The following is an 18927-nucleotide window of genomic DNA, read 5'->3' as shown; positions in this document are numbered from 1 at the left end:
CCCCGTTCAAATCCCCGTAACAATGGACTGTGATCTCTCCGGTCCCCGCGCCGCCACGGAGCGCCCACCGGCCCAGGCCGGAGGCGACTCCCTACGTCGACCTCACCCGTGCCGAGTGGAGCGTGCTGCGTGAGAAGACGCCGCTCCCGCTGAACGCCGAGGAGGTCGAGAAGCTGCGCGGTCTGGGCGACGTCATCGACCTCGACGAGGTACGGGACATCTACCTCCCGCTGTCCCGGCTCCTCAACCTGTACGTCGGGGCCACCGACGGGCTGCGCGGCGCCCTCAACACGTTCCTCGGCGAGCAGGGCTCCCAGTCCGGCACGCCCTTCGTCATAGGCGTCGCGGGTTCCGTCGCGGTCGGCAAGTCCACGGTGGCCCGTCTCCTGCAGGCCCTGCTGTCCCGCTGGCCGGAGCACCCGCGCGTCGAGCTGGTGACCACGGACGGGTTCCTGCTCCCGACGAAGGACCTGGAGGCGCGCGGCCTGATGTCCCGCAAGGGCTTCCCGGAGTCCTACGACCGGCGCGCCCTGACCCGCTTCGTCGCCGACATCAAGGCCGGCAAGGCCGAGGTCACCGCGCCCGTCTACTCGCACCTCATCTACGACATCGTGCCGGACCAGAAGCTGACCGTCCGCCGTCCCGACATCCTCATCGTCGAGGGCCTGAACGTGCTCCAGCCCGCCCTGCCCGGCAAGGACGGCCGCACCCGCGTCGGCCTCGCCGACTACTTCGACTTCAGCGTGTACGTGGACGCGCGGGCCGAGGACATCGAGCGCTGGTACCTCAACCGCTTCCGCAAGCTGCGCGCTACCGCCTTCCAGAACCCCTCCTCGTACTTCCGCAAGTACACCCAGGTCTCGGAGGAGGAGGCGCTCGACTACGCCCGCACGACCTGGCGGACCATCAACAAGCCCAACCTGCTGGAGAACGTGGCGCCCACGCGGGGCCGCGCCACCCTCGTCGTCCGCAAGGGCCCGGACCACAAGGTGCAGCGCCTGAGTCTGCGAAAACTCTGACCGTTACGCTGCCGCCATGCTGCATCTGCGCCTGATCACGCCCTCCGACACGACCGACGAGGTGGTCCGGCTCATCGAGCGGACGGTCGGCACCACGCACGTCGTCGTCCTGCCGGGTGCCGCGCGCAACCCCGCCGGGGACGTGGTGCTGTGCGACGTGGCGCGCGAGGCCGGTGACGGACTGCTCAGCGCGCTCCAGGGGCTCGGCCTCGACCGGACCGGTTCCATCGCGGTGGAGAACATCGACCTGTCGCTGTCCAAGCGCGCCGACAAGGCCGAGGACGAGGCTCCGGGCGAGGGCGCCGACGCGGTGCTGTGGGAGCACCTGACCGACGCGACGCACGAGGAGTCGACGCTGTCGGTCACCTATGTCGCGTTCATCACGCTGGCGACGATGATCGCGGCCTGCGGTGTCGTGCTGGACAACGCGATCCTCATTGTGGGCGCCATGGCGGTGGGCCCGGAGTTCGGGCCGCTGGCCGGCATCTGCACCTCGGTCGTGCAGCGCAGCCCGCGGCTGGCGCTGCGTTCCCTGGTCGCGCTGCTGGTCGGGTTCGCGGTGGCGATGGCGGTGACGGTGGGCTTCAGCCACTTCATGGACGCCGTCGGCCTGTTCACCGAGGCCCAGTTGGAGGGCAAGCGGCCCAACACGGGCTTCGTGTACGCCCCCGACTGGTTCTCCTTCGTCGTGGCGGTCCTCGCCGGTGCGGCCGGCACGCTCTCGCTGACGTCCGCGAAGTCGGGCGCCCTGGTCGGCGTCGCCATCTCCGTGACGACGGTCCCGGCGGCGGCGAACGCGGCCGTGGCGCTGAGCTACGGCGACACCGGCCAGACCTGGGGCTCGACGGAGCAGCTGCTGCTGAACCTGCTCGGCATCGTCGTGGCCGGGACCCTCACGCTGCTGGCCCAGAAGTGGTTCTGGGCCAGGCAGCGCGAGCGGGAGCCGGCGACGATCGGCTGAGCGGTCGTCCCGAGCCGTCGTCCCCAGGCCGTGTCCGGCCTAGGGCCTGTCGTTTGGATCAGGTCGGCCGTGACAGACGGTTCGTCCCGGCCGACCCGAGCGGGGTCTGGTGCGTGCAGCTGCAAGGCGGAGGAGGGAGTCGAAGCGATGGGGGTCCCCCCGCTCGAGCGGAGCCGAGAGTGGGGGAGTCGGCGACCGACGACAACGCCGCAGATGTGCGTGCCAGACCCCGCGACACCGGCCTGATCCAAACGACAGGCCCTAGCCGAGCGCGGACTTCACCGCGTCGGCGAGGCGTCCGGCGACGGACCGGGCATGGTCGATGTCGGCGGCCTCGACCATCACGCGCACCAGCGGCTCGGTGCCGGACGAGCGGAGCAGCACCCGCCCGGTGGAGCCGAGTTCGCGCTCGGCCTCGGCGACGGCGGCGGCCAGCTCTGCGGAGGTCTGGACGCGGGACTTGTCGACGTCCGGCACGTTGATGAGCACCTGCGGCAGCCGCTCCATGACGGACGCGAGGTCCCGGAGCGTACGGCCGGTCTCCGCGACGCGGGCCGCCAGCAGCAGGCCGGTCAGCGTGCCGTCGCCGGTGGTGGCGTGGTCGAGGATGATGACGTGGCCCGACTGCTCGCCGCCCAGCGCGTAGTCGTGCTCCTTCATCTCCTCCAGGACGTAGCGGTCACCGACCGCCGTCTGCACCAGGGAGACCCCCTCGCGCTCCATGGCGAGCTTGAAGCCCAGGTTCGACATGACCGTCGCGACAACGGTGTCGGACCGCAACGCCGAGCGCTCCCGCATCGCGAGCGCGAGCACGGCCAGGATCTGGTCGCCGTCCACCTCGGCGCCGGTGTGGTCCACGGCGAGGCAGCGGTCGGCGTCGCCGTCGTGCGCGATGCCGAGGTGGGCGCCGTGCTCGACGACGGCGGCCTTCAGCAGGTCCAGGTGGGTGGAGCCGCAGCCGTCGTTGATGTTGAGGCCGTCCGGCTCCGCGCCGATCGTGACGATCTCAGCGCCGGCGCGCGTGAACGCCTCCGGCGACACCCGGGCCGCGGCGCCGTGCGCCTCGTCGAGGACGACCTTCAGCCCGTCGAGCCGGTTCGGCAGCACGTTGATCAGGTGGGCGACGTACTTGTCGAAGCCCTCCTCGTACGAGGACACCCGGCCGACGCCGGCTCCGGTCGGGCGGTCCCAGGGAGCGCCGGTGCGGTGCTCCTCGTAGACGGCCTCGATCCGGTCCTCCAGCTCGTCGGCGAGTTTGTGCCCGCCCCGGGCGAAGAACTTGACGCCGTTGTCGGGCATCGCGTTGTGGCTCGCCGAGAGCATCACGCCGAGGTCGGCGCCGAGCGCGCCGGTGAGATACGCCACCGCGGGGGTGGGCAGCACACCGACCCGCAGGACGTCCACGCCCGCGCTGGCCAGGCCCGCGACCACGGCGGCCTCCAGGAACTCCCCGGACGCGCGCGGATCCCGCCCGACGATCGCCACCGGCCGGTGGCCCTCGAACGTACCCGCCTCGGCCAGTACGTGAGCCGCCGCGACGGAGAGACCGAGTGCCAACTCGGCCGTCAGATCCGCATTGGCGACACCGCGCACGCCGTCCGTGCCGAAGAGTCGTCCCACTTGCTGTCCTCCGAACTATCGGAAATCCCGAAGAAACCGTCCGAGGCCTCGACCCTGACGAGGACTCAGAAAGTAAAGGAAGCCGTATGAGGCTTCTATAAGCATCCGAGCAGCCAATGCTTTGAACGCCTTATGCCGTTATACGCCCACGGCTGTGATAAACGAACGCCCCGGCGGCACACAGCGTGCCGCCGGGGCGAACGAACGTACGAAGCAGGCAGCGATTAACGCTTGCTGTACTGCGGGGCCTTACGGGCCTTCTTGAGACCGGCCTTCTTGCGCTCGACCGCACGGTCGTCACGCTTGAGGTAACCGGCCTTCTTCAGCGCCGGGCGGTTGTTGTCCACGTCCGCCTCGTTCAGCGCGCGGGCCACGCCGAGGCGCAGGGCACCGGCCTGACCGGAGACGCCGCCACCCGAGATACGGGCGATGACGTCGTAGCGGCCGTCGAGCTCGAGCACCTTGAAGGGCTCGTTGACTTCCTGCTGGTGGACCTTGTTCGGGAAGTAGTCCTCGAGCGTGCGCCCGTTGACCTTCCACTTGCCGCTGCCCGGCACGATGCGCACACGCGCGATGGCGTTCTTGCGGCGGCCCAGGCCGGCGGCCGGCTGGGGGTCACCGAAGCGGGACGCCATCGACTCGGAGGTGTACTCGCCCTCGACGGGGACCTCGGACTCGGTGGTGTAGTTCTCGACGTCGACGAGCTCAGTCTCTTCGACCGGCTGCTCAACAGTGGTCTCGGCCACGATTCTCCTCAGATTCTCTTCAGTCTTAGGGGGTGGCCGGAACTACTGCGCGACCTGGGTGATCTCGAACGGCACCGGCTGCTGGGCAGCGTGGGGGTGCTGGTCGCCCGAGTAGACCTTCAGCTTCGAGAGCACCTGACGGCCCAGGGTGTTCTTGGGGATCATGCCCTTGATGGCCTTCTCGACGGCCTTCTCGGGGTTCTTCGCCAGCAGCTCGTCGTAACGGACGGAGCGCAGACCACCCGGGTAACCGGAGTGGCGGTACGCCAGCTTCTGGGTCTTCTTGTTGCCGGAGAGGTGCACCTTGTCGGCGTTGATGATGATGACGAAGTCACCAGCGTCGACGTGGGGCGCATAGATCGGCTTGTGCTTGCCCCGCAGGATGTTCGCGGCGGTGGTCGCCAGACGACCCAGGACGACATCCTGGGCGTCGATGACGTACCACTGGCGAGTGATGTCGCCGGGCTTGGGGCTGTACGTACGCACGGTCGTAGCCTTCGCTTCTTCAGTGAGTGGGTCCTGACATGGCCACCACGGACGATCACGACAGCCCTGACCGCACTGCGGTGACGCAAACCGCGTGCTGGTCGCTGGTCATCGGCCCGGTGGACCGGTGTAAGGGCCCCTCACGTGAGAATGAGCAAGCCAATACACATAACGAACTGCAAGAGTACCGTCCTGCCCCGGACGGGTCAAAACGCGCGTGCACCACCCGTCCGGCGGCTGTCGCCGCGACCGTGCCGGCCACTATGACGCTACCGCTGCGCACAGTCCTCCCGCCCCGCGGGGCGGGCCGGGACGACCCGTGGCGCCGGGCGCCGGGGGACGGTCCGTGGGAGGACCCCGGGCCGCACGGCCACCGAAGCGGCCAGTACGCACAGCGTAAGACAGTCCTTGAAGGCCCGCCTGGTCACCGGCTCCAGGCCCGGCCAGCCGACGCCGGGGACCTGCGGCACCAGCGCGAGCCAGAACCAGGGCCCGCGCGCCACCGACCCGGCCGACAGCGCCCCGGCCAGCAGCAGCGGCACCACGACCAGCAGATAGTGGTCGTAGGACGGCCGCGAGACCAGGAACGCCGACAGCATCAGCAGCACCGCCGTCTCCACCACCCGCAGCGGCCCCGGATCACCGAGCCGCCACCGCCGGTACGCGCACCAGGTGCCGCAGCCAGCCGCCGCCAGCCCCAGCAGCGCCGCCGCTCCGGCCGGCACCCCGAGCCGCGGCAGCACCGCCCCGGGCGACGCCTCGTAGAGCCGTACGAAGTCGTCGCCCCCGCGCAGCAGGAACGGCAGCGTCCGCGTGAAGAAGCCCGCCGGGTCCGGCATCAGCAGCGCCGCCCCGCCGGAGACCGCCGCCGGCACCAGCACGGCCGCGGCCAGCGCCCGCCACCTCCCGGCGAAGACGAACAGCAGGGCCACCGGCGCGAGCAGCGGTTTCAGCGCGACCGCGGCCCCGATCACGGCACCCGCCGCGACCCACCGCCCGCGCACCGCGCACAGCAACGCCAGCGGCAGCGCCGCGGCCGCCGTCACGGTCCAGTTCCCGAGCCGCACCAGGTGCCCGAACGGCGCGAAGCCCATCGCGAGCGCCGTCAGACCGAGCACGGCGAAGCGGCTGCGCCACGGCACCCCGTGGATCCGCAGGGCACACGCCCACCCCGCCACCAGCAGCGCCGTCACCACCAGCGGGACCAGCACCTTCAGCACGTACGCCGGGAGCAGTGCCTGCGGCACCGCGGCGAGGACCGCGCTCGGCAGATAGAGGAAGTGCGGGTCGTCGTACGGCGAGCCGCCGTCCAGCCAGGCGCGCGCGGCCCGTACGACGATGGCGTTGTCCATCCCGCCGTCCGCCCTCCGGCGCGCGACCCCCAGCACGCCGGCACCGAGGACCGCCGCGAGCACCGGCCACGCGTGCCAGGACGCCCGACGCACCAACCACCCGGAGATGTCACTTTTGCCCGTGTGCATTCAGATCACGCTAGGGGCTCAAGTGCCCTTCGGGGCGGACCGGCACCCCGTGCGGCACGTCTAAGATGCGGCCCATGAGTTATGGGCAGGGGGAGCCCCCGTGGGATCCCTGGAAACCGGGTTCTCAGCAGCCGCAGTGGGACAGCTCGACGCCGGACTGGGCCGCACTCGCCGAGGCGTCCGAGTCGCGCAACCGACGCCGCAGGCTGCTGCTCGTCGGCGGCGCGGCGCTGGCCACCGTCGCGGTGGGCGCCGCGGTCGCGGTGGCCATCGTCTCCTCGGACGGCGACAGCCGGGCCTCCCAGTCGCCCAGCGGGCTGCCCGCCACCGCGGACATCCCGAGCGGCACCGCGGACCCGACGCCCTCGTTCGAGCCGACCTCGGCCCCTCCCCCGCTGGATCCGAAGGACTTCATATCCAGCGCCAAGAAGGACACCGCGCCGCTCAGCCCGGACATCCTCTTCCCCGGCTCGCAGCTGACGATGGGCGAGCGCGTCTACCGCAAGGGCCCGACCGCCTCCACGACCGACTGCGCGTCCGCCGCCCAGAGCACGCTCCCCGCGGTGCTCACCAAGAACAAATGCACGCGCCTCCTGCGGGTCACCTACGCCAAGGACGGCGTCGCGGTGACCGTCGGGGTCGCCGTCTTCGACACCGAGGCGCAGGCCGCCAAGGCCAAGACCGACGCGGACAAGAAGAGCATCGTCGCCTCCCTGTCCGGCCAGGGCGTCCCCACGTTCTGCCGCACGGCGATCTGCCGCTCCACCACCAACTCCTTCGGCCGCTACGCCTACTTCACCCTCGCCGGGTTCACCGACGGCAAGGACGTGACGACGAAGGACGCCAAGGTCTTCACGACCGGTGACGACCTCGCCGAGTTCACGTTCCGCCAGATCCGGCGCCGCGGTGAGGCACAGGCGTCCGCGGCGGCCAACCAGTAGCGGGACGCCGGGAGTTCAGCAGCAGCCGGCGCCGGCTCCAGGGAGCGTGCGCCGGTTGCGTGCCTCCTTGCTGCGCGCGGCCAGCAGCTCGTCGGCCGGGTAGCCGACCTCCTCCAGCGTCAGCCCGTGCGGCCGTACGACGTGCACGGCGGAGTCGCGCACCCCGGCCGCCAGCACCTTCCCCGGCCACTCGGGCCCGCGGTGCCCGTCCCCCACGAACAGCAGCGCCCCGATCAGCGAGCGCACCATGTTGTGGCAGAACGCGTCGGCCCGGACGGTCGCCGTGATGACCCCGTCGTCGCCCCGCACCAGGCTCAGCTGCTGCAGCGTGCGGATGGTGGTCGCACCCTCCCGCTTCTTGCAGTAGGCGGCGAAGTCGTGCTCACCGACGAGCCGGGCGGCGGCCTCGTTCATGGCGTCGACGTCCAGCGGCCAGTCGTGCCACAGCACGTGTCCCCGCAGCAGCGGGTCGACGCCTCCGGGGTTGTCCGTGACGCGGTACGCGTAGCGCCGCCAGATCGCCGAGAAACGGGCGTTGAAGCCGCTCGGCGCCTCGGTAAGGGACCACACCCGCACGTCCTTGGACAGCCGCCCCGCGAGCCGCTTGAGGAGCTTCTCGCGGTGCTCCTCCCACAGCTCCCCGGGCAGGTCGACGTGCGCCACCTGACCGCGGGCGTGCACCCCGGCGTCCGTGCGCCCGGCCACGGTCAGCTCGTACGTGGTCTCCCCCGACCGCGTGACCGTGCGCAGGGCGTCCTCGATCTCGCCCTGGACGGTCCGCCGGCCGCTGGCCTGCTTGGCCCAGCCGGAGAAGGCGCTGCCGTCGTACGACAGGTCCAGCCGCACCCGTACGAACCCGGGCTGTACTTCGTCACTCACTCGCTGATCCTCTCAGGACCGGATTCCGTCCGGACACAGGGAAGCGGGCCCGCCCCCGAAGGGACGGACCCGCTCACAGCCAGGCAGAGCCTCAGGCGTCCTTGGACTCCTCGGCGGCGGCCTCGTCGGCCGGCTTGGCGTCCTCGACCTTGGCGTCCTCGGTCTTGGTCTCCTCGGCCTTGGCCGGAGCCTCGGCGTCCTTGGCGGACCGCTTCGTGGCCGCCTCGGCCTCACCGGTGGCCTGCTGGGCCACGGTCAGGGCCTCCACCAGCTCGATGACGGCCATGGGCGCGTTGTCGCCACGGCGGTTACCGATCTTGGTGATACGGGTGTAGCCACCCGGGCGGTTCTCGTAGCGCGGGCCGATCTCGGTGAAGAGCGTGTGGACGACGCTCTTGTCCGTGATGACCTGGAGCACCTGACGGCGGTTGTGAAGGTCGCCCTTCTTCGCCTTGGTGACCAGACGCTCCGCGTACGGGCGCAGGCGGCGGGCCTTCGCCTCGGTCGTGGTGATGCGGCCGTGCTCGAAGAGCGACTTCGCGAGGTTCGCGAGGAGCAGCTTCTCGTGCGCGGCGCTGCCGCCCAGACGGGCACCCTTGGTGGGCTTCGGCATGGTGTTTCTCCTAGGTGTCTGCCCCGGCCGTATCAGGTACCGAGGTCAGTGTCCGAGCAGGCGATCGCCTGTCGAAGATCCGGGGCGGCCTCGAAGAGGCGCCCCGGAGGAGGTGCGGGGAGCTGCGCGTCGTGCCACAGCGCACCCGCACCGGGTACGGACCGTCGGGTCCGAGCCGTCAGTACTGCTCGGTCTCGACGAATCCGGCGTCCGCGTCGTCGTCGGCGCCGAAGGCGTCGGCGGCGGCGGTCGGGTCGAATCCGGGCGGGCTGTCCTTGAGGGCCAGGCCCATGCCGGCCAGCTTCGCCTTGACCTCGTCGATGGACTTCGCACCGAAGTTGCGGATGTCCAGGAGGTCGGCCTCGGAGCGGGCGACGAGCTCACCCACGGAGTGGATGCCCTCACGCTTGAGGCAGTTGTACGACCGAACGGTGAGCTCCAGCTCCTCGATCGGCAGGGCGAGATCGGCGGCCAGGGCGGCGTCCGTGGGGGACGGGCCCATGTCGATGCCCTCGGCGTCGATGTTGAGCTCGCGGGCCAGACCGAACAGCTCGACCAGGGTCTTGCCGGCCGACGCCATGGCGTCACGGGGACGCATGGCCTGCTTGGTCTCGACGTCGACGATCAGCTTGTCGAAGTCGGTGCGCTGCTCGACACGGGTCGCCTCGACCTTGTAGGTGACCTTGAGAACCGGCGAGTAGATCGAGTCGACCGGGATGCGCCCGATCTCCTGACCGACCTGCTTGTTCTGGACGGCGGAGACGTAGCCGCGGCCGCGCTCGACGGTCAGCTCCATCTCCAGCTTGCCCTTGCCGTTGAGCGTGGCGAGGACGAGGTCGGGGTTGTGCACCTCGACACCGGCCGGGGGCGCGATGTCGGCGGCGGTGACCAGACCCGGGCCCTGCTTGCGCAGGTACATCACGACCGGCTCGTCGTGCTCCGAGGAGACGACCAGCTGCTTGATGTTGAGGATCAGGTCGGTGACGTCCTCCTTGACGCCCGGCACGGTGGTGAACTCGTGCAGGACACCGTCGATACGGATGGACGTGACCGCCGCACCCGGGATCGAGGAGAGGAGCGTACGGCGCAGGGAGTTGCCGAGGGTGTAACCGAAGCCCGGCTCCAGCGGCTCGATCACGAACCGGGACCGGAACTCGTCGACGACCTCTTCGGTCAACGAGGGGCGCTGAGCGATCAGCATGTGTGAATCAGATCCTTCTTTCGTGGACGCCCGCTATTTGACGCCCGACGGATCCGCACGTTCGACGGTGCGGTTACTGCAAGGGTACGGGCGGCACGGCAGAAGAGCCGTACCGCCCGGAACCTCAAGACGACCGAGCCTCAGACGCGGCGGCGCTTGGGCGGACGGCAGCCGTTGTGCGGGGTGGGGGTGACGTCCTGGATCGAGCCGACCTCGAGGCCGGTGGCCTGGAGGGAGCGGATCGCGGTCTCACGGCCGGAGCCGGGACCCTTGACGAAGACGTCGACCTTGCGCATGCCGTGCTCCTGCGCGCGGCGGGCGGCCGACTCGGCGGCCATCTGCGCGGCGAAGGGGGTGGACTTGCGCGAGCCCTTGAAGCCGACGTGGCCGGCGGAGGCCCAGGAGATCACGTTGCCCGAGGGGTCCGTGATGGAGACGATCGTGTTGTTGAACGTGCTCTTGATGTGCGCGTGGCCGTGAGCGACGTTCTTCTTTTCCTTGCGGCGCACCTTCTTGGCGGCGCCCTGACGTCCCTTGGGGGGCATGTCTTGTTCTCCTACGGGAGGTGGTCGGTCCTACAGCGAAGACCGCTGGAATGCGGGCGTCCGGGACGCACCCGGACGCTCCGCAGCGTCCGCTGAGGACTACTTCTTGCCCGGCTTCTTCTTGCCGGCGATGGCGCGACGCGGGCCCTTGCGGGTACGGGCGTTCGTGCTGGTGCGCTGACCGTGGACGGGCAGGCCACGACGGTGGCGCAGACCCTGGTAGCAGCCGATCTCGACCTTGCGGCGGATGTCGGCCTGAACCTCACGACGGAGGTCACCCTCGGTCTTGATGTTGCTGTCCACGAACTCGCGGATCTTGACCAGCTCTTCCTCGGAGAGGTCGCGAACGCGGGTGTTCGGGTTGACGCCGGTCTCGGCCAGCGTCTTCTGCGAGAGGGTCCGGCCGATGCCGAACACGTAGGTGAGGGCGACCTCCACGCGCTTGTCGCGCGGGATGTCAACACCGGAAACGCGTGCCATTCAATGGCTCCAGTTGTCGTTCGGAGGTCTTCCGCAGAACCGGATCCCGCCCGCCGTCGTCCTCCCTCGGGAGAAGTCGGTACGGCGCGGGTCCCCGGCCTCCGACCGGGGGTGTCAGGGTCCGATGAGACTCAGGCCCTGGGCTCTGCGTATGAACATGTACTGCTTGCGTCGCGCGAAGTATCTGCGGATGCAGAAGGTGCGGTCGTGCGTCAGCCCTGGCGCTGCTTGTGGCGCGGGTTTTCGCAGATGACCATGACCCGGCCGTGACGGCGGATCACCCTGCACTTGTCGCAGATCTTCTTGACGCTCGGCTTGACCTTCATTGGTGAGGTTCTCCGGGTCAGTGCCACCGCCCCGCGGACACGGGGCACAGGCAAGATCTACTTGTACCGGTAGACGATCCGGCCACGCGTCAGGTCGTACGGAGACAGCTCCACCACGACCCGGTCGTCAGGGAGGATGCGGATGTAGTGCATACGCATCTTGCCGCTGATGTGTGCCAGGACCTGGTGGCCGTTCTGGAGCTCGACCTTGAACATGGCGTTCGGAAGAGACTCGACGACAGTGCCCTCGATCTCGATGGCACCTTGCTTCTTGGCCACGCTTCGCCCTTCGAATCGACTACCTTGATCGGCTCGCGTGGTGAGCGCATGCAGGCATGCGGGTGCACGAGAGCCGACGAGTCAGTCTACGTCAGCGCACCCGGAAAGACGAATCGAGGAAGTTTGCCCCACAGGGGTGATCTTTAAGCAAGGGGATCGGGAGCAGCTGTCACGCCGTGCTCGGCGAGCTTCGCCCGGCCGCCGTCGGGAGCGGTCAGGACCAGCGGGCCCTCCTCGGTCAGCGCGACGGAGTGCTCCCAGTGCGAGGACCAGGTGCCGTCGGTCGTGATGACCGTCCAGTCGTCGTCCAGGACCTCGGTCCGCGGGGTGCCGAGGGAGACCATCGGCTCAATCGCCAGGCAGAAACCGGGGACCAGCTTGGGACCCTTGCCGCGGCGGCGCTCGACGTAGTTCAGCAGATGCGGGTCCATGTGCATCTCGGTGCCGATGCCGTGGCCGCCGTAGTCCTCGACGATCCCGTACTTGCCGCCGCCGGGCTTGGGCTGGCGGCGGATGTACGTCTCGATGGCGCGGGAGACGTCGACCAGGCGGTTGCCGAGCTTCATGGCCGCGATGCCCGCCCACATCGACTCCTCGGTCACCCGGGAGAGCTCGACCAGTTCCGGAGCGTGCCCGGAGCCCACGAACGCGGTGTAGGCGGCGTCGCCGTGCCAGCCGTCGACGATGGCGCCGGCGTCGATGGAGATGATGTCGCCGTCCTTGAGGACGGTCTTCTCGTCCGGGATGCCGTGGACGACAACCTCGTTGACCGAGGTGCAGATCGTCGCGGGGAAGCCGCCGTACCCGAGGAAGTTCGACTTGGCGCCGTGCTCCTCCAGGACCTTGCGGGCGACCTCGTCCAGGTCCTTCGTGGTGGCCCCGGGGACCGCCGCCTCGCGTGTGGCCGCATGGATGGCGGCGACGACCAGGCCCGCCTCACGCATCTTGGCGATCTGCTCGGGGGTCTTGATCTGCACCATGGCGGCCTGCGCTCTCCGTCTTCTCCGACATCCGTTACGTACACAACACTACGGCCGCGACGCCCGTCGAGGGCACCGCGGCCGCAGCAGCGTTCACATCTACTTGCTCTTGAGCGCGTCCATCGCGCGGGCGGTGACGTCCTCGACCTTGCCGAGCGCGGAGATCGTGACGACCAGGTCCTGCGCCCGGTAGTAGTCGATGATCGGCTCGGTCTGCGTGTGGTAGACCTCGAGTCGCTTGCGGACGGTCTCCTCGGAGTCGTCGTCGCGCTGGTACAGCTCGCCGCCGCAGACGTCGCAGACGCCCTCGACGGCCGGCTTCTTGTACTGCACGTGGAACACGTGACTCGAGTCCTTGCGGCACACGCGGCGGCCCGCGATGCGCTTGACCACCTCGTCCTCGGGGACCTCCAGGTCCAGGACCGCGTCCAGCTTCATGCCCTCTGCCTTGAGCATGGCGTCCAGCGCCTCGGCCTGCAGCACGTTGCGCGGGAAGCCGTCCAGCAGGAAGCCGTTCTCGGCGTCCGGCTGCTCCATGCGGTCCTTCGCCATGGCGATCGTGACCTCGTCCGGCACCAGGTTGCCCGCGTCCATGTAGGACTTCGCGAGCTTGCCCAGTTCCGTCTGCCGACTGATGTTGGCGCGGAACAGGTCGCCCGTCGAGATGTGCGGGATCGACAGGTTCGTGGCGAGGAACGCAGCCTGCGTTCCCTTGCCGGCACCGGGCGGCCCGACGAGGACGATTCGCATCAGCGGAGGAACCCTTCGTAATTGCGCTGCTGAAGCTGGCTCTCGATCTGCTTCACCGTCTCGAGACCGACACCCACGATGATCAGGATGCTGGTGCCACCGAACGGGAAGTTCTGGCTTGCCCCGAAGCCAACCAACGCCATCGTCGGTACGAGAGCGATCAGGCCCAGATACAGCGAACCCGGCCAGGTGATCCGGTTGAGTACGTAGCTGAGGTACTCAGCGGTCGGCCGGCCAGCCCGGATGCCCGGGATGAAGCCACCATACTTCTTCATGTTGTCCGCGACTTCCTCGGGGTTGAACGAGATCGCCACGTAGAAGAACGCGAAGAAAACGATCAGAAGGAAGTACATAGTGATGTAAATCGGGTGGTCGCCCTTGGTCAGATTCTGCTCGATCCACGTCTTCCAGCCCGAGTTGCTCTTCGAGAACTGCGCGATCAGAGCGGGAATGTAGAGCAGCGACGAGGCGAAGATGACAGGAATCACACCTGCCTGATTCACCTTCAACGGGATGTACGTGGACGTACCGCCGTAGGACCGGCGACCGATCATGCGCTTCGCGTACTGGACCGGGATGCGGCGCTGGGCCTGCTCGACGAAGACCACCAGGCCGACCATGACCAGACCGACCAGGATCACGGTGCCGAACTCGATCCAGCCGTCGGCCAGCGAGCCCTGCTGCTTGATCGCCCAGAGGGCGGCCGGGAAGGTGGCGGCGATCGAGATGAACATCAGGATCGACATGCCGTTGCCGATGCCGCGGTCGGTGATGAGCTCACCGAGCCACATGACGACGGCCGTACCGGCGGTCATCGTGATGACCATCGTGATGGTCACGAAGATGGACTGGTCGGGCACGATCTGGTTCGCGACCGGGCAAGTGCTGAACAGCGCGCCGCTGCGGGCGGTGGCCACCAGGCCGGTGCCCTGCAGGATGGCCAGCGCCACCGTCAGGTATCGGGTGTACTGCGTGATCTTCGCGGTGCCGGCCTGACCCTCCTTCTTGAGGGCCTCCAGGCGCGGGATCACCACCGTCAGCAGCTGAAGGATGATGCTCGCGGTGATGTACGGCATGATGCCGAGCGCGAAGATCGTGATCTGCAGCAGCGCGCCACCGCTGAACATGTTGACCAGACCGAACAGACCCTGGCTGCCGCCTTGCGACGCCGCATCGATACAGGTCTGGACGTTCTTGTAGTCGACTCCCGGGATCGGGATGTGGGTACCGACCCGGTAGACCACGATGATGCCGAGCGTGAAGAGCAGCTTCTTGCGCAGGTCGGGCGTCCTGAACGCCCGGGCGAACGCGGTGAGCACGGTGCCTCCTGCGACCCCCGCGTATCGTCGCGTGAGGTGATGGTCAAAAGGGATGATGGCCTGTCAAACGAGATTACGGCACCCCGGCAACGCATTGGGCACCAGCGGCACAGCCTACCGATACCAGCGGCATCTCGGAACGACGATCTCCGCCTAAACGCTCTGTCTCGGAATTCGGCCGCCCCGGGTCGACGGAGGACGAGGCCCGCCGCTCCCAGGTGAACCGTGACGCGGGTGGTCCCGGCGGACCGCGACCACCGTGCGTCTGACGGCTTTCTCACAACCACCCGGACGGGGAACTCGCCGCGGATGGCACATACGCCGACCGGGGATGCCTCCAAGAGGCATCCCCGGTCGGGTCGTTCAGGTCAGCGAGACGTCGGTCAGACGAGCTCGGTGACGGTGCCGCCGGCGGCGGTGATCTTCTCCTTGGCGGAACCGGAGACGGCGTCGACCGTCACCTGCAGCGCCACGGAGATCTCGCCCTGGCCGAGGACCTTGACGAGGCTGTTCTTGCGAACGGCACCCTTGGCGACGAGACCCTCGACGGTGACCTCGCCACCCTCCGGGTACAGCGACGCCAGCTTGTCGAGGTTCACGACCTGGAACTCGGTCTTGAACGGGTTGCGGAAGCCCTTCAGCTTCGGGAGACGCATGTGGAGGGGCATCTGGCCACCCTCGAAGCGCTCCGGAACCTGGTAGCGGGCCTTCGTGCCCTTGGTACCACGACCGGCCGTCTTACCCTTCGACGCCTCACCACGGCCCACACGGGTCTTCGCGGTCTTGGCGCCGGGGGCGGGACGGAGGTTGTGGATCTTGAGCGGGTTGTTCTCCGCCATGATCAGTCGACCTCCTCAACCGTCACGAGGTGGCGGACGGTGTGCACCATTCCGCGGAACTCGGGGCGGTCCTCCTTGACGACCACGTCGTTGATCCGCTTGAGGCCAAGCGAACGAAGGGTGTCGCGGTGGTTCTGCTTGCTGCCGATGTACGACTTCGTCTGCGTGATCTTGAGCTGAGCCATGATTACGCACCCGCTCCCGCACGCGCACGCAGCAGAGCCGCGGGGGCGACGTCCTCGAGGGGCAGACCGCGGCGGGCCGCGATCTCCTCGGGACGCTGCAGGCCCTTGAGGGCCGCCACGGTCGCGTGCACGATGTTGATCGCGTTGGACGAGCCGAGCGACTTCGACAGGATGTCGTGAACGCCGGCGCACTCGAGCACCGCACGCACCGGGCCACCGGCGATGACGCCGGTACCGGGGGAAGCAGGCTTGAGCAGGACGACGCCCGCGGCCTTCTCGCCCGTGATCGGGTGCGGGATGGTGCCCTGGATACGGGGGACCTTGAAGAAGTGCTTCTTGGCCTCCTCAACACCCTTGGCGATGGCGGCCGGCACCTCCTTGGCCTTGCCGTAACCGACACCGACGGTGCCGTCACCATCGCCCACCACGACCAGCGCGGTGAAGCTGAAGCGACGACCACCCTTCACAACCTTGGCGACGCGGTTGATCGCGACGACGCGCTCAACGTACGCGGTCTTCTCGGCGGCAGCAGCGCCGCCGTCACGGCCCTTCCGGTCCCGCCGCTCGCCGCCACCGGCACCGCTTCCGCGGCGCTGGGGTCCAGCCATTGGAATTACCTCTCTCTGTTTCCGCTAGCTACGGAACCGACTCAGAACTTGAGTCCGGCTTCGCGGGCGGCGTCCGCCAGAGCGGCAATGCGCCCGGCGTACTGGTTACCACCACGGTCGAATACGACAGCCTCGACGCCCGCGGCCTTGGCGCGCTCGGCGACCAGGGCGCCGACCTTGCCGGCCTGCGCGGACTTCTCGCCCTCGCCGCGGATCGACGCGTCCAGGGTCGACGCCGACGCCAGGGTGTGACCCTTGATGTCGTCGATGACCTGGGCCACGATGTGGCGGTTGGAGCGCGTCACGACCAGGCGCGGACGCTCAGCCGTACCCGAGATGTGCTTACGGATCCGGATGTGACGACGCTTGATGGCAGCACGCTTGTAAGCGTCGCCCTTAGCAATCTTGACACCGTATGCCATGGCTTACTTACCCGCCTTTCCGACCTTGCGGCGGATGACTTCGCCTTCGTACTTGACGCCCTTGGCCTTGTACGGGTCGGGCTTGCGCAGCTTGCGGATGTTGGCCGCAACCTCGCCGACCTTCTGCTTGTCGATGCCCTCGACCGAGAAACGGGTCGGAGCCTCCACCTTGAAGGTGATGCCCTCGGGCGCTTCGACAGTGATCGAGTGGCTGTAGCCGAGCGAGAACTCCAGGTTGGAGCCCTTCGCCAGGACGCGGTAACCGACACCGCTGATTTCGAGCTTCTTCACGTAACCCTGGGTCACGCCGGTGATCATGTTCGCCACCAGCGTGCGGGACAGGCCGTGGAGGGCCTTGTTCTGACGCTCGTCGTTCGGGCGGGTGACGTTCAGAACGCCGTCCTCGCCCTTAGCGATCTCGATCGGCGACGCAATGGTGTGGGAGAGGGTCCCCTTCGGGCCCTTCACCTGCACCGTACGGCCGTCGATGGTGACGTCCACGCCGGCGGGAACCGTGATGGGGAGCTTGCCAATACGCGACATAGCTGTTTCCTCCGTTCCCTTCCGCTACCAGACGTAGGCGAGAACTTCTCCGCCTACGCCCTTCTTGCCGGCCTGCTTGTCGGTGAGGAGCCCGTGGGACGTGGAGATGATCGCCACGCCGAGGCCGCCCAGCACCTTGGGCAGGTTGGTGGACTTCGCGTACACCCGGAGACCGGGCTTGGAGATCCGCTTGATGCCCGCGATGGAGCGCTCACGGTTCGGGCCGAACTTCAGCTCGAGGACGAGGTTCTTGCCGACCTCGGCGTCCTCGACCTTCCAGCCCGTGATGAAGCCCTCCTGCTGGAGGATCTCCGCGATGTGCGACTTGATCTTGCTGTGCGGCATACCCACGGTGTCGTGGTACGCCGAGTTCGCGTTACGCAGACGCGTAAGCATGTCTGCGATCGGATCAGTCATGGTCATGAATTGGCCTTCGGCCTCTCTCGCCGGGGTTTCCTGTATGCGCCATCCCTCTCCCCACTCAGTGGCGGGACGGGTGCGGTGCGGGGACCTACGGCGTAGTAAGTCGTACGGGCGGTCAGACGCCCAACCCTCCTAGCCTAAGCCATGGAGAGCCGGGGTCTGACCGAACCTCTACTTACCGAGAGCTTCCGGAATCCCGAAGTACGGGATTACCAGGAGCTCTTGGTCACGCCCGGGAGCTCGCCACGGTGAGCCATCTCACGAAGGCACACGCGGCAGAGGCCGAACTTGCGGTACACGGAGTGCGGACGGCCGCAGCGCTGGCAGCGCGTGTAGCCACGGACGCCGAACTTGGGCTTACGAGCAGCCTTGGCAATCAGAGCCTTCTTCGCCATCTCGCTTACGCCTCCTTGAAGGGGAAGCCGAGGTGACGGAGAAGGGCACGGCCTTCGGCGTCGTTGGTCGCCGTGGTGACCACGGTGATGTCCATACCCCGGACGCGGTCGATCTTGTCCTGGTCGATCTCGTGGAACATGACCTGCTCCGTGAGACCGAAGGTGTAGTTGCCACGGCCGTCGAACTGCTTGGGGGACAGGCCGCGGAAGTCGCGGATGCGCGGCAGCGCGAGCGACAGGGTGCGGTCCAGGAACTCCCACATGCGGTCGCCACGGAGCGTGACGTGGGCACCGATCGGCTGGCCCTCGCGCAGCTTGAACTGCGCGATGGACTTGCGGGCCTTGGTGACGGCCGGCTTCTGACCGGTGATCGTGGTCAGGTCACGGACGGCACCGTCCATGAGCTTCGAGTCACGGGCGGCGTCGCCGACACCCATGTTGACCACGATCTTGACCAGGCCGGGGATCTGCATGACGTTCTCGTAGGAGAACTCTTCCTGCAGCTTGGCCTGGATCTCCTCGCGGTACTTCGTCTTGAGACGCGGAGTGGTGGTGGTAGCCATCAGATGTCCTCACCCGTCCGCTTGGCAACGCGGATCTTGTTGCCCTCGTCGTCGAAGCGGTAACCGACGCGCGTGACGACCTTGTTGCCGTCCTTCTCCACGACGAGCTGAACGTTGCTCACGTGGACAGGGGCTTCGGTGGTCACGATGCCGCCGGCCTGCGAACCGCGAGCGGTGGGGCCGGCCTTCGTGTGCTTCTTGACCCGGTTGACACCCTCGACCAGGACGCGGTCCTCGCGGGGGTAGGCCGCGATGACCTTGCCCTGCTTGCCCTTGTCCTTACCGGTGATGACCTGGACCAGGTCGCCCTTCTTGATCTTCAT

The 18927-nt window shown here is 68.1% G+C and carries 26 protein-coding genes; 3 read left to right on the top strand and 23 right to left on the bottom strand.

Annotation, left to right across the window (positions count from 1 at the left end):
- The first annotated feature begins 29 nt into the window (after nt 1-29).
- Complete coding sequence (gene coaA / locus ACZ4VA_RS22245; RefSeq protein WP_355792249.1) at nt 30-1019, top strand: type I pantothenate kinase; 990 nt, start codon at nt 30-32, stop codon at nt 1017-1019.
- Between the two features lie 16 nt (nt 1020-1035).
- Nucleotides 1036-1980: a DUF389 domain-containing protein gene (locus tag ACZ4VA_RS22240; RefSeq protein WP_355792246.1), complete on the top strand. Its 945-nt coding sequence runs from the start codon at nt 1036-1038 to the stop codon at nt 1978-1980.
- Nucleotides 1981-2241: 261 nt separating this feature from the next.
- Here ACZ4VA_RS22240 and glmM read toward each other — a convergent pair whose 3' ends face one another.
- From glmM to ACZ4VA_RS22220, 4 genes are all read right to left on the bottom strand, one after another.
- A complete protein-coding gene (gene glmM, locus ACZ4VA_RS22235; RefSeq protein ID WP_356167248.1) occupies nt 2242-3600 on the bottom strand; it encodes a phosphoglucosamine mutase in 1359 nt (452 codons plus the stop codon).
- 224 nt (nt 3601-3824) lie between these two features.
- The gene (gene rpsI / locus ACZ4VA_RS22230; protein ID WP_355780867.1) at nt 3825-4346 is read right to left on the bottom strand and encodes a 30S ribosomal protein S9; all 522 of its coding nucleotides are present in this window, start codon (nt 4344-4346) and stop codon (nt 3825-3827) included.
- A 42-nt stretch (nt 4347-4388) separates the two neighbouring features.
- Nucleotides 4389-4832: a 50S ribosomal protein L13 gene (rplM, locus tag ACZ4VA_RS22225; protein WP_010986363.1), complete on the bottom strand. Its 444-nt coding sequence runs from the start codon at nt 4830-4832 to the stop codon at nt 4389-4391.
- A 269-nt stretch (nt 4833-5101) separates the two neighbouring features.
- Entirely contained in the window at nt 5102-6313 is a 1212-nt protein-coding gene (locus ACZ4VA_RS22220) for a glycosyltransferase 87 family protein (RefSeq protein ID WP_355780864.1), read from the bottom strand.
- A gap of 74 nt (nt 6314-6387) precedes the next feature.
- Between ACZ4VA_RS22220 and ACZ4VA_RS22215 the strand changes: the two genes are divergently transcribed.
- Entirely contained in the window at nt 6388-7254 is an 867-nt protein-coding gene (locus ACZ4VA_RS22215; protein ID WP_355780861.1) for a hypothetical protein, read from the top strand.
- Between the two features lie 15 nt (nt 7255-7269).
- On the opposite strand, the gene truA is transcribed toward ACZ4VA_RS22215, so the two are convergent.
- From truA to rplX, 19 genes are all read right to left on the bottom strand, one after another.
- The gene (gene truA, locus ACZ4VA_RS22210) at nt 7270-8133 is read right to left on the bottom strand and encodes a tRNA pseudouridine(38-40) synthase TruA (RefSeq protein WP_355780858.1); all 864 of its coding nucleotides are present in this window, start codon (nt 8131-8133) and stop codon (nt 7270-7272) included.
- Nucleotides 8134-8224: 91 nt separating this feature from the next.
- Nucleotides 8225-8746: a 50S ribosomal protein L17 gene (rplQ, locus tag ACZ4VA_RS22205; protein WP_355780856.1), complete on the bottom strand. Its 522-nt coding sequence runs from the start codon at nt 8744-8746 to the stop codon at nt 8225-8227.
- A 178-nt stretch (nt 8747-8924) separates the two neighbouring features.
- Nucleotides 8925-9947 (bottom strand): DNA-directed RNA polymerase subunit alpha, encoded by a 1023-nt coding sequence (locus ACZ4VA_RS22200; protein ID WP_003966937.1) that lies wholly within the window; start codon nt 9945-9947, stop codon nt 8925-8927.
- Between the two features lie 140 nt (nt 9948-10087).
- The gene (gene rpsK / locus ACZ4VA_RS22195) at nt 10088-10492 is read right to left on the bottom strand and encodes a 30S ribosomal protein S11 (RefSeq protein WP_003956432.1); all 405 of its coding nucleotides are present in this window, start codon (nt 10490-10492) and stop codon (nt 10088-10090) included.
- Nucleotides 10493-10591: 99 nt separating this feature from the next.
- Nucleotides 10592-10972, bottom strand: coding sequence for a 30S ribosomal protein S13 (rpsM, locus tag ACZ4VA_RS22190; protein WP_355780853.1), 381 nt, complete (start codon nt 10970-10972; stop codon nt 10592-10594).
- 212 nt (nt 10973-11184) lie between these two features.
- Complete coding sequence (rpmJ, locus tag ACZ4VA_RS22185) at nt 11185-11298, bottom strand: 50S ribosomal protein L36 (RefSeq protein ID WP_003998809.1); 114 nt, start codon at nt 11296-11298, stop codon at nt 11185-11187.
- A gap of 57 nt (nt 11299-11355) precedes the next feature.
- Nucleotides 11356-11577, bottom strand: coding sequence for a translation initiation factor IF-1 (gene infA, locus ACZ4VA_RS22180; protein ID WP_003948620.1), 222 nt, complete (start codon nt 11575-11577; stop codon nt 11356-11358).
- A 143-nt stretch (nt 11578-11720) separates the two neighbouring features.
- The gene (gene map, locus ACZ4VA_RS22175; protein WP_355780850.1) at nt 11721-12557 is read right to left on the bottom strand and encodes a type I methionyl aminopeptidase; all 837 of its coding nucleotides are present in this window, start codon (nt 12555-12557) and stop codon (nt 11721-11723) included.
- 99 nt (nt 12558-12656) lie between these two features.
- Nucleotides 12657-13307, bottom strand: a complete 651-nt coding sequence (locus tag ACZ4VA_RS22170; protein WP_355780848.1) for an adenylate kinase — start codon at nt 13305-13307, stop codon at nt 12657-12659.
- Nucleotides 13307-14626, bottom strand: a complete 1320-nt coding sequence (gene secY / locus ACZ4VA_RS22165) for a preprotein translocase subunit SecY (RefSeq protein ID WP_355780846.1) — start codon at nt 14624-14626, stop codon at nt 13307-13309. Before secY ends, ACZ4VA_RS22170 begins: the two co-directional genes overlap by 1 nt.
- 383 nt (nt 14627-15009) lie before the next feature.
- On the bottom strand, nt 15010-15465 hold the full coding sequence (gene rplO, locus ACZ4VA_RS22160) for a 50S ribosomal protein L15 (protein WP_355780843.1): 456 nt from the start codon (nt 15463-15465) through the stop codon (nt 15010-15012).
- Between the two features lie 2 nt (nt 15466-15467).
- Nucleotides 15468-15650, bottom strand: coding sequence for a 50S ribosomal protein L30 (gene rpmD, locus ACZ4VA_RS22155; protein WP_033319647.1), 183 nt, complete (start codon nt 15648-15650; stop codon nt 15468-15470).
- A gap of 2 nt (nt 15651-15652) precedes the next feature.
- Nucleotides 15653-16258: a 30S ribosomal protein S5 gene (gene rpsE / locus ACZ4VA_RS22150; protein ID WP_006376045.1), complete on the bottom strand. Its 606-nt coding sequence runs from the start codon at nt 16256-16258 to the stop codon at nt 15653-15655.
- A gap of 41 nt (nt 16259-16299) precedes the next feature.
- A complete protein-coding gene (gene rplR / locus ACZ4VA_RS22145) occupies nt 16300-16680 on the bottom strand; it encodes a 50S ribosomal protein L18 (protein WP_121405505.1) in 381 nt (126 codons plus the stop codon).
- 3 nt (nt 16681-16683) lie between these two features.
- Nucleotides 16684-17223: a 50S ribosomal protein L6 gene (rplF, locus tag ACZ4VA_RS22140; RefSeq protein ID WP_355793269.1), complete on the bottom strand. Its 540-nt coding sequence runs from the start codon at nt 17221-17223 to the stop codon at nt 16684-16686.
- Nucleotides 17224-17247: 24 nt separating this feature from the next.
- Nucleotides 17248-17646, bottom strand: a complete 399-nt coding sequence (gene rpsH, locus ACZ4VA_RS22135) for a 30S ribosomal protein S8 (RefSeq protein WP_010986352.1) — start codon at nt 17644-17646, stop codon at nt 17248-17250.
- 209 nt (nt 17647-17855) lie between these two features.
- Entirely contained in the window at nt 17856-18041 is a 186-nt protein-coding gene (locus ACZ4VA_RS22130) for a type Z 30S ribosomal protein S14 (protein WP_003948630.1), read from the bottom strand.
- 5 nt (nt 18042-18046) lie between these two features.
- Nucleotides 18047-18604, bottom strand: coding sequence for a 50S ribosomal protein L5 (gene rplE, locus ACZ4VA_RS22125; RefSeq protein WP_121405503.1), 558 nt, complete (start codon nt 18602-18604; stop codon nt 18047-18049).
- On the bottom strand, nt 18604-18927 hold the full coding sequence (rplX, locus tag ACZ4VA_RS22120; protein ID WP_030967306.1) for a 50S ribosomal protein L24: 324 nt from the start codon (nt 18925-18927) through the stop codon (nt 18604-18606). The genes rplE and rplX overlap by 1 nt, the downstream gene beginning before the upstream one ends.

Source organism: Streptomyces sp. NPDC028308 (assembly GCF_055565855.1).
The sequence above is the reverse complement of the archived record's forward strand: the minus strand, read 5'-3'. Positions and strand labels throughout refer to the sequence as shown.

What these genes read in the sequence shown, in the direction of transcription:
- rpmD (WP_033319647.1), bottom strand. Translation starts at nt 15,650, where the DNA reads ATGGCTCAGCTCAAGATCACGCAGACGAAGTCGTACATCGGCAGCAAG.
- ACZ4VA_RS22130 (WP_003948630.1), bottom strand. Translation starts at nt 18,041, where the DNA reads ATGGCGAAGAAGGCTCTGATTGCCAAGGCTGCTCGTAAGCCCAAGTTC.
- rplX (WP_030967306.1), bottom strand. Translation starts at nt 18,927, where the DNA reads ATGAAGATCAAGAAGGGCGACCTGGTCCAGGTCATCACCGGTAAGGAC.
- ACZ4VA_RS22220 (WP_355780864.1), bottom strand. Translation starts at nt 6,313, where the DNA reads ATGCACACGGGCAAAAGTGACATCTCCGGGTGGTTGGTGCGTCGGGCG.
- rplF (WP_355793269.1), bottom strand. Translation starts at nt 17,223, where the DNA reads ATGTCGCGTATTGGCAAGCTCCCCATCACGGTTCCCGCCGGCGTGGAC.
- rpsM (WP_355780853.1), bottom strand. Translation starts at nt 10,972, where the DNA reads ATGGCACGCGTTTCCGGTGTTGACATCCCGCGCGACAAGCGCGTGGAG.
- ACZ4VA_RS22200 (WP_003966937.1), bottom strand. Translation starts at nt 9,947, where the DNA reads ATGCTGATCGCTCAGCGCCCCTCGTTGACCGAAGAGGTCGTCGACGAG.
- rpsE (WP_006376045.1), bottom strand. Translation starts at nt 16,258, where the DNA reads ATGGCTGGACCCCAGCGCCGCGGAAGCGGTGCCGGTGGCGGCGAGCGG.
- ACZ4VA_RS22215 (WP_355780861.1), top strand. Translation starts at nt 6,388, where the DNA reads ATGAGTTATGGGCAGGGGGAGCCCCCGTGGGATCCCTGGAAACCGGGT.
- map (WP_355780850.1), bottom strand. Translation starts at nt 12,557, where the DNA reads ATGGTGCAGATCAAGACCCCCGAGCAGATCGCCAAGATGCGTGAGGCG.
- rplR (WP_121405505.1), bottom strand. Translation starts at nt 16,680, where the DNA reads ATGGCATACGGTGTCAAGATTGCTAAGGGCGACGCTTACAAGCGTGCT.
- rpsK (WP_003956432.1), bottom strand. Translation starts at nt 10,492, where the DNA reads ATGCCCCCCAAGGGACGTCAGGGCGCCGCCAAGAAGGTGCGCCGCAAG.
- rplE (WP_121405503.1), bottom strand. Translation starts at nt 18,604, where the DNA reads ATGGCTACCACCACCACTCCGCGTCTCAAGACGAAGTACCGCGAGGAG.
- ACZ4VA_RS22240 (WP_355792246.1), top strand. Translation starts at nt 1,036, where the DNA reads ATGCTGCATCTGCGCCTGATCACGCCCTCCGACACGACCGACGAGGTG.
- rplQ (WP_355780856.1), bottom strand. Translation starts at nt 8,746, where the DNA reads ATGCCGAAGCCCACCAAGGGTGCCCGTCTGGGCGGCAGCGCCGCGCAC.
- rplO (WP_355780843.1), bottom strand. Translation starts at nt 15,465, where the DNA reads ATGGCGGAGAACAACCCGCTCAAGATCCACAACCTCCGTCCCGCCCCC.
- rpmJ (WP_003998809.1), bottom strand. Translation starts at nt 11,298, where the DNA reads ATGAAGGTCAAGCCGAGCGTCAAGAAGATCTGCGACAAGTGCAGGGTG.
- ACZ4VA_RS22170 (WP_355780848.1), bottom strand. Translation starts at nt 13,307, where the DNA reads ATGCGAATCGTCCTCGTCGGGCCGCCCGGTGCCGGCAAGGGAACGCAG.
- rpsH (WP_010986352.1), bottom strand. Translation starts at nt 17,646, where the DNA reads ATGACCATGACTGATCCGATCGCAGACATGCTTACGCGTCTGCGTAAC.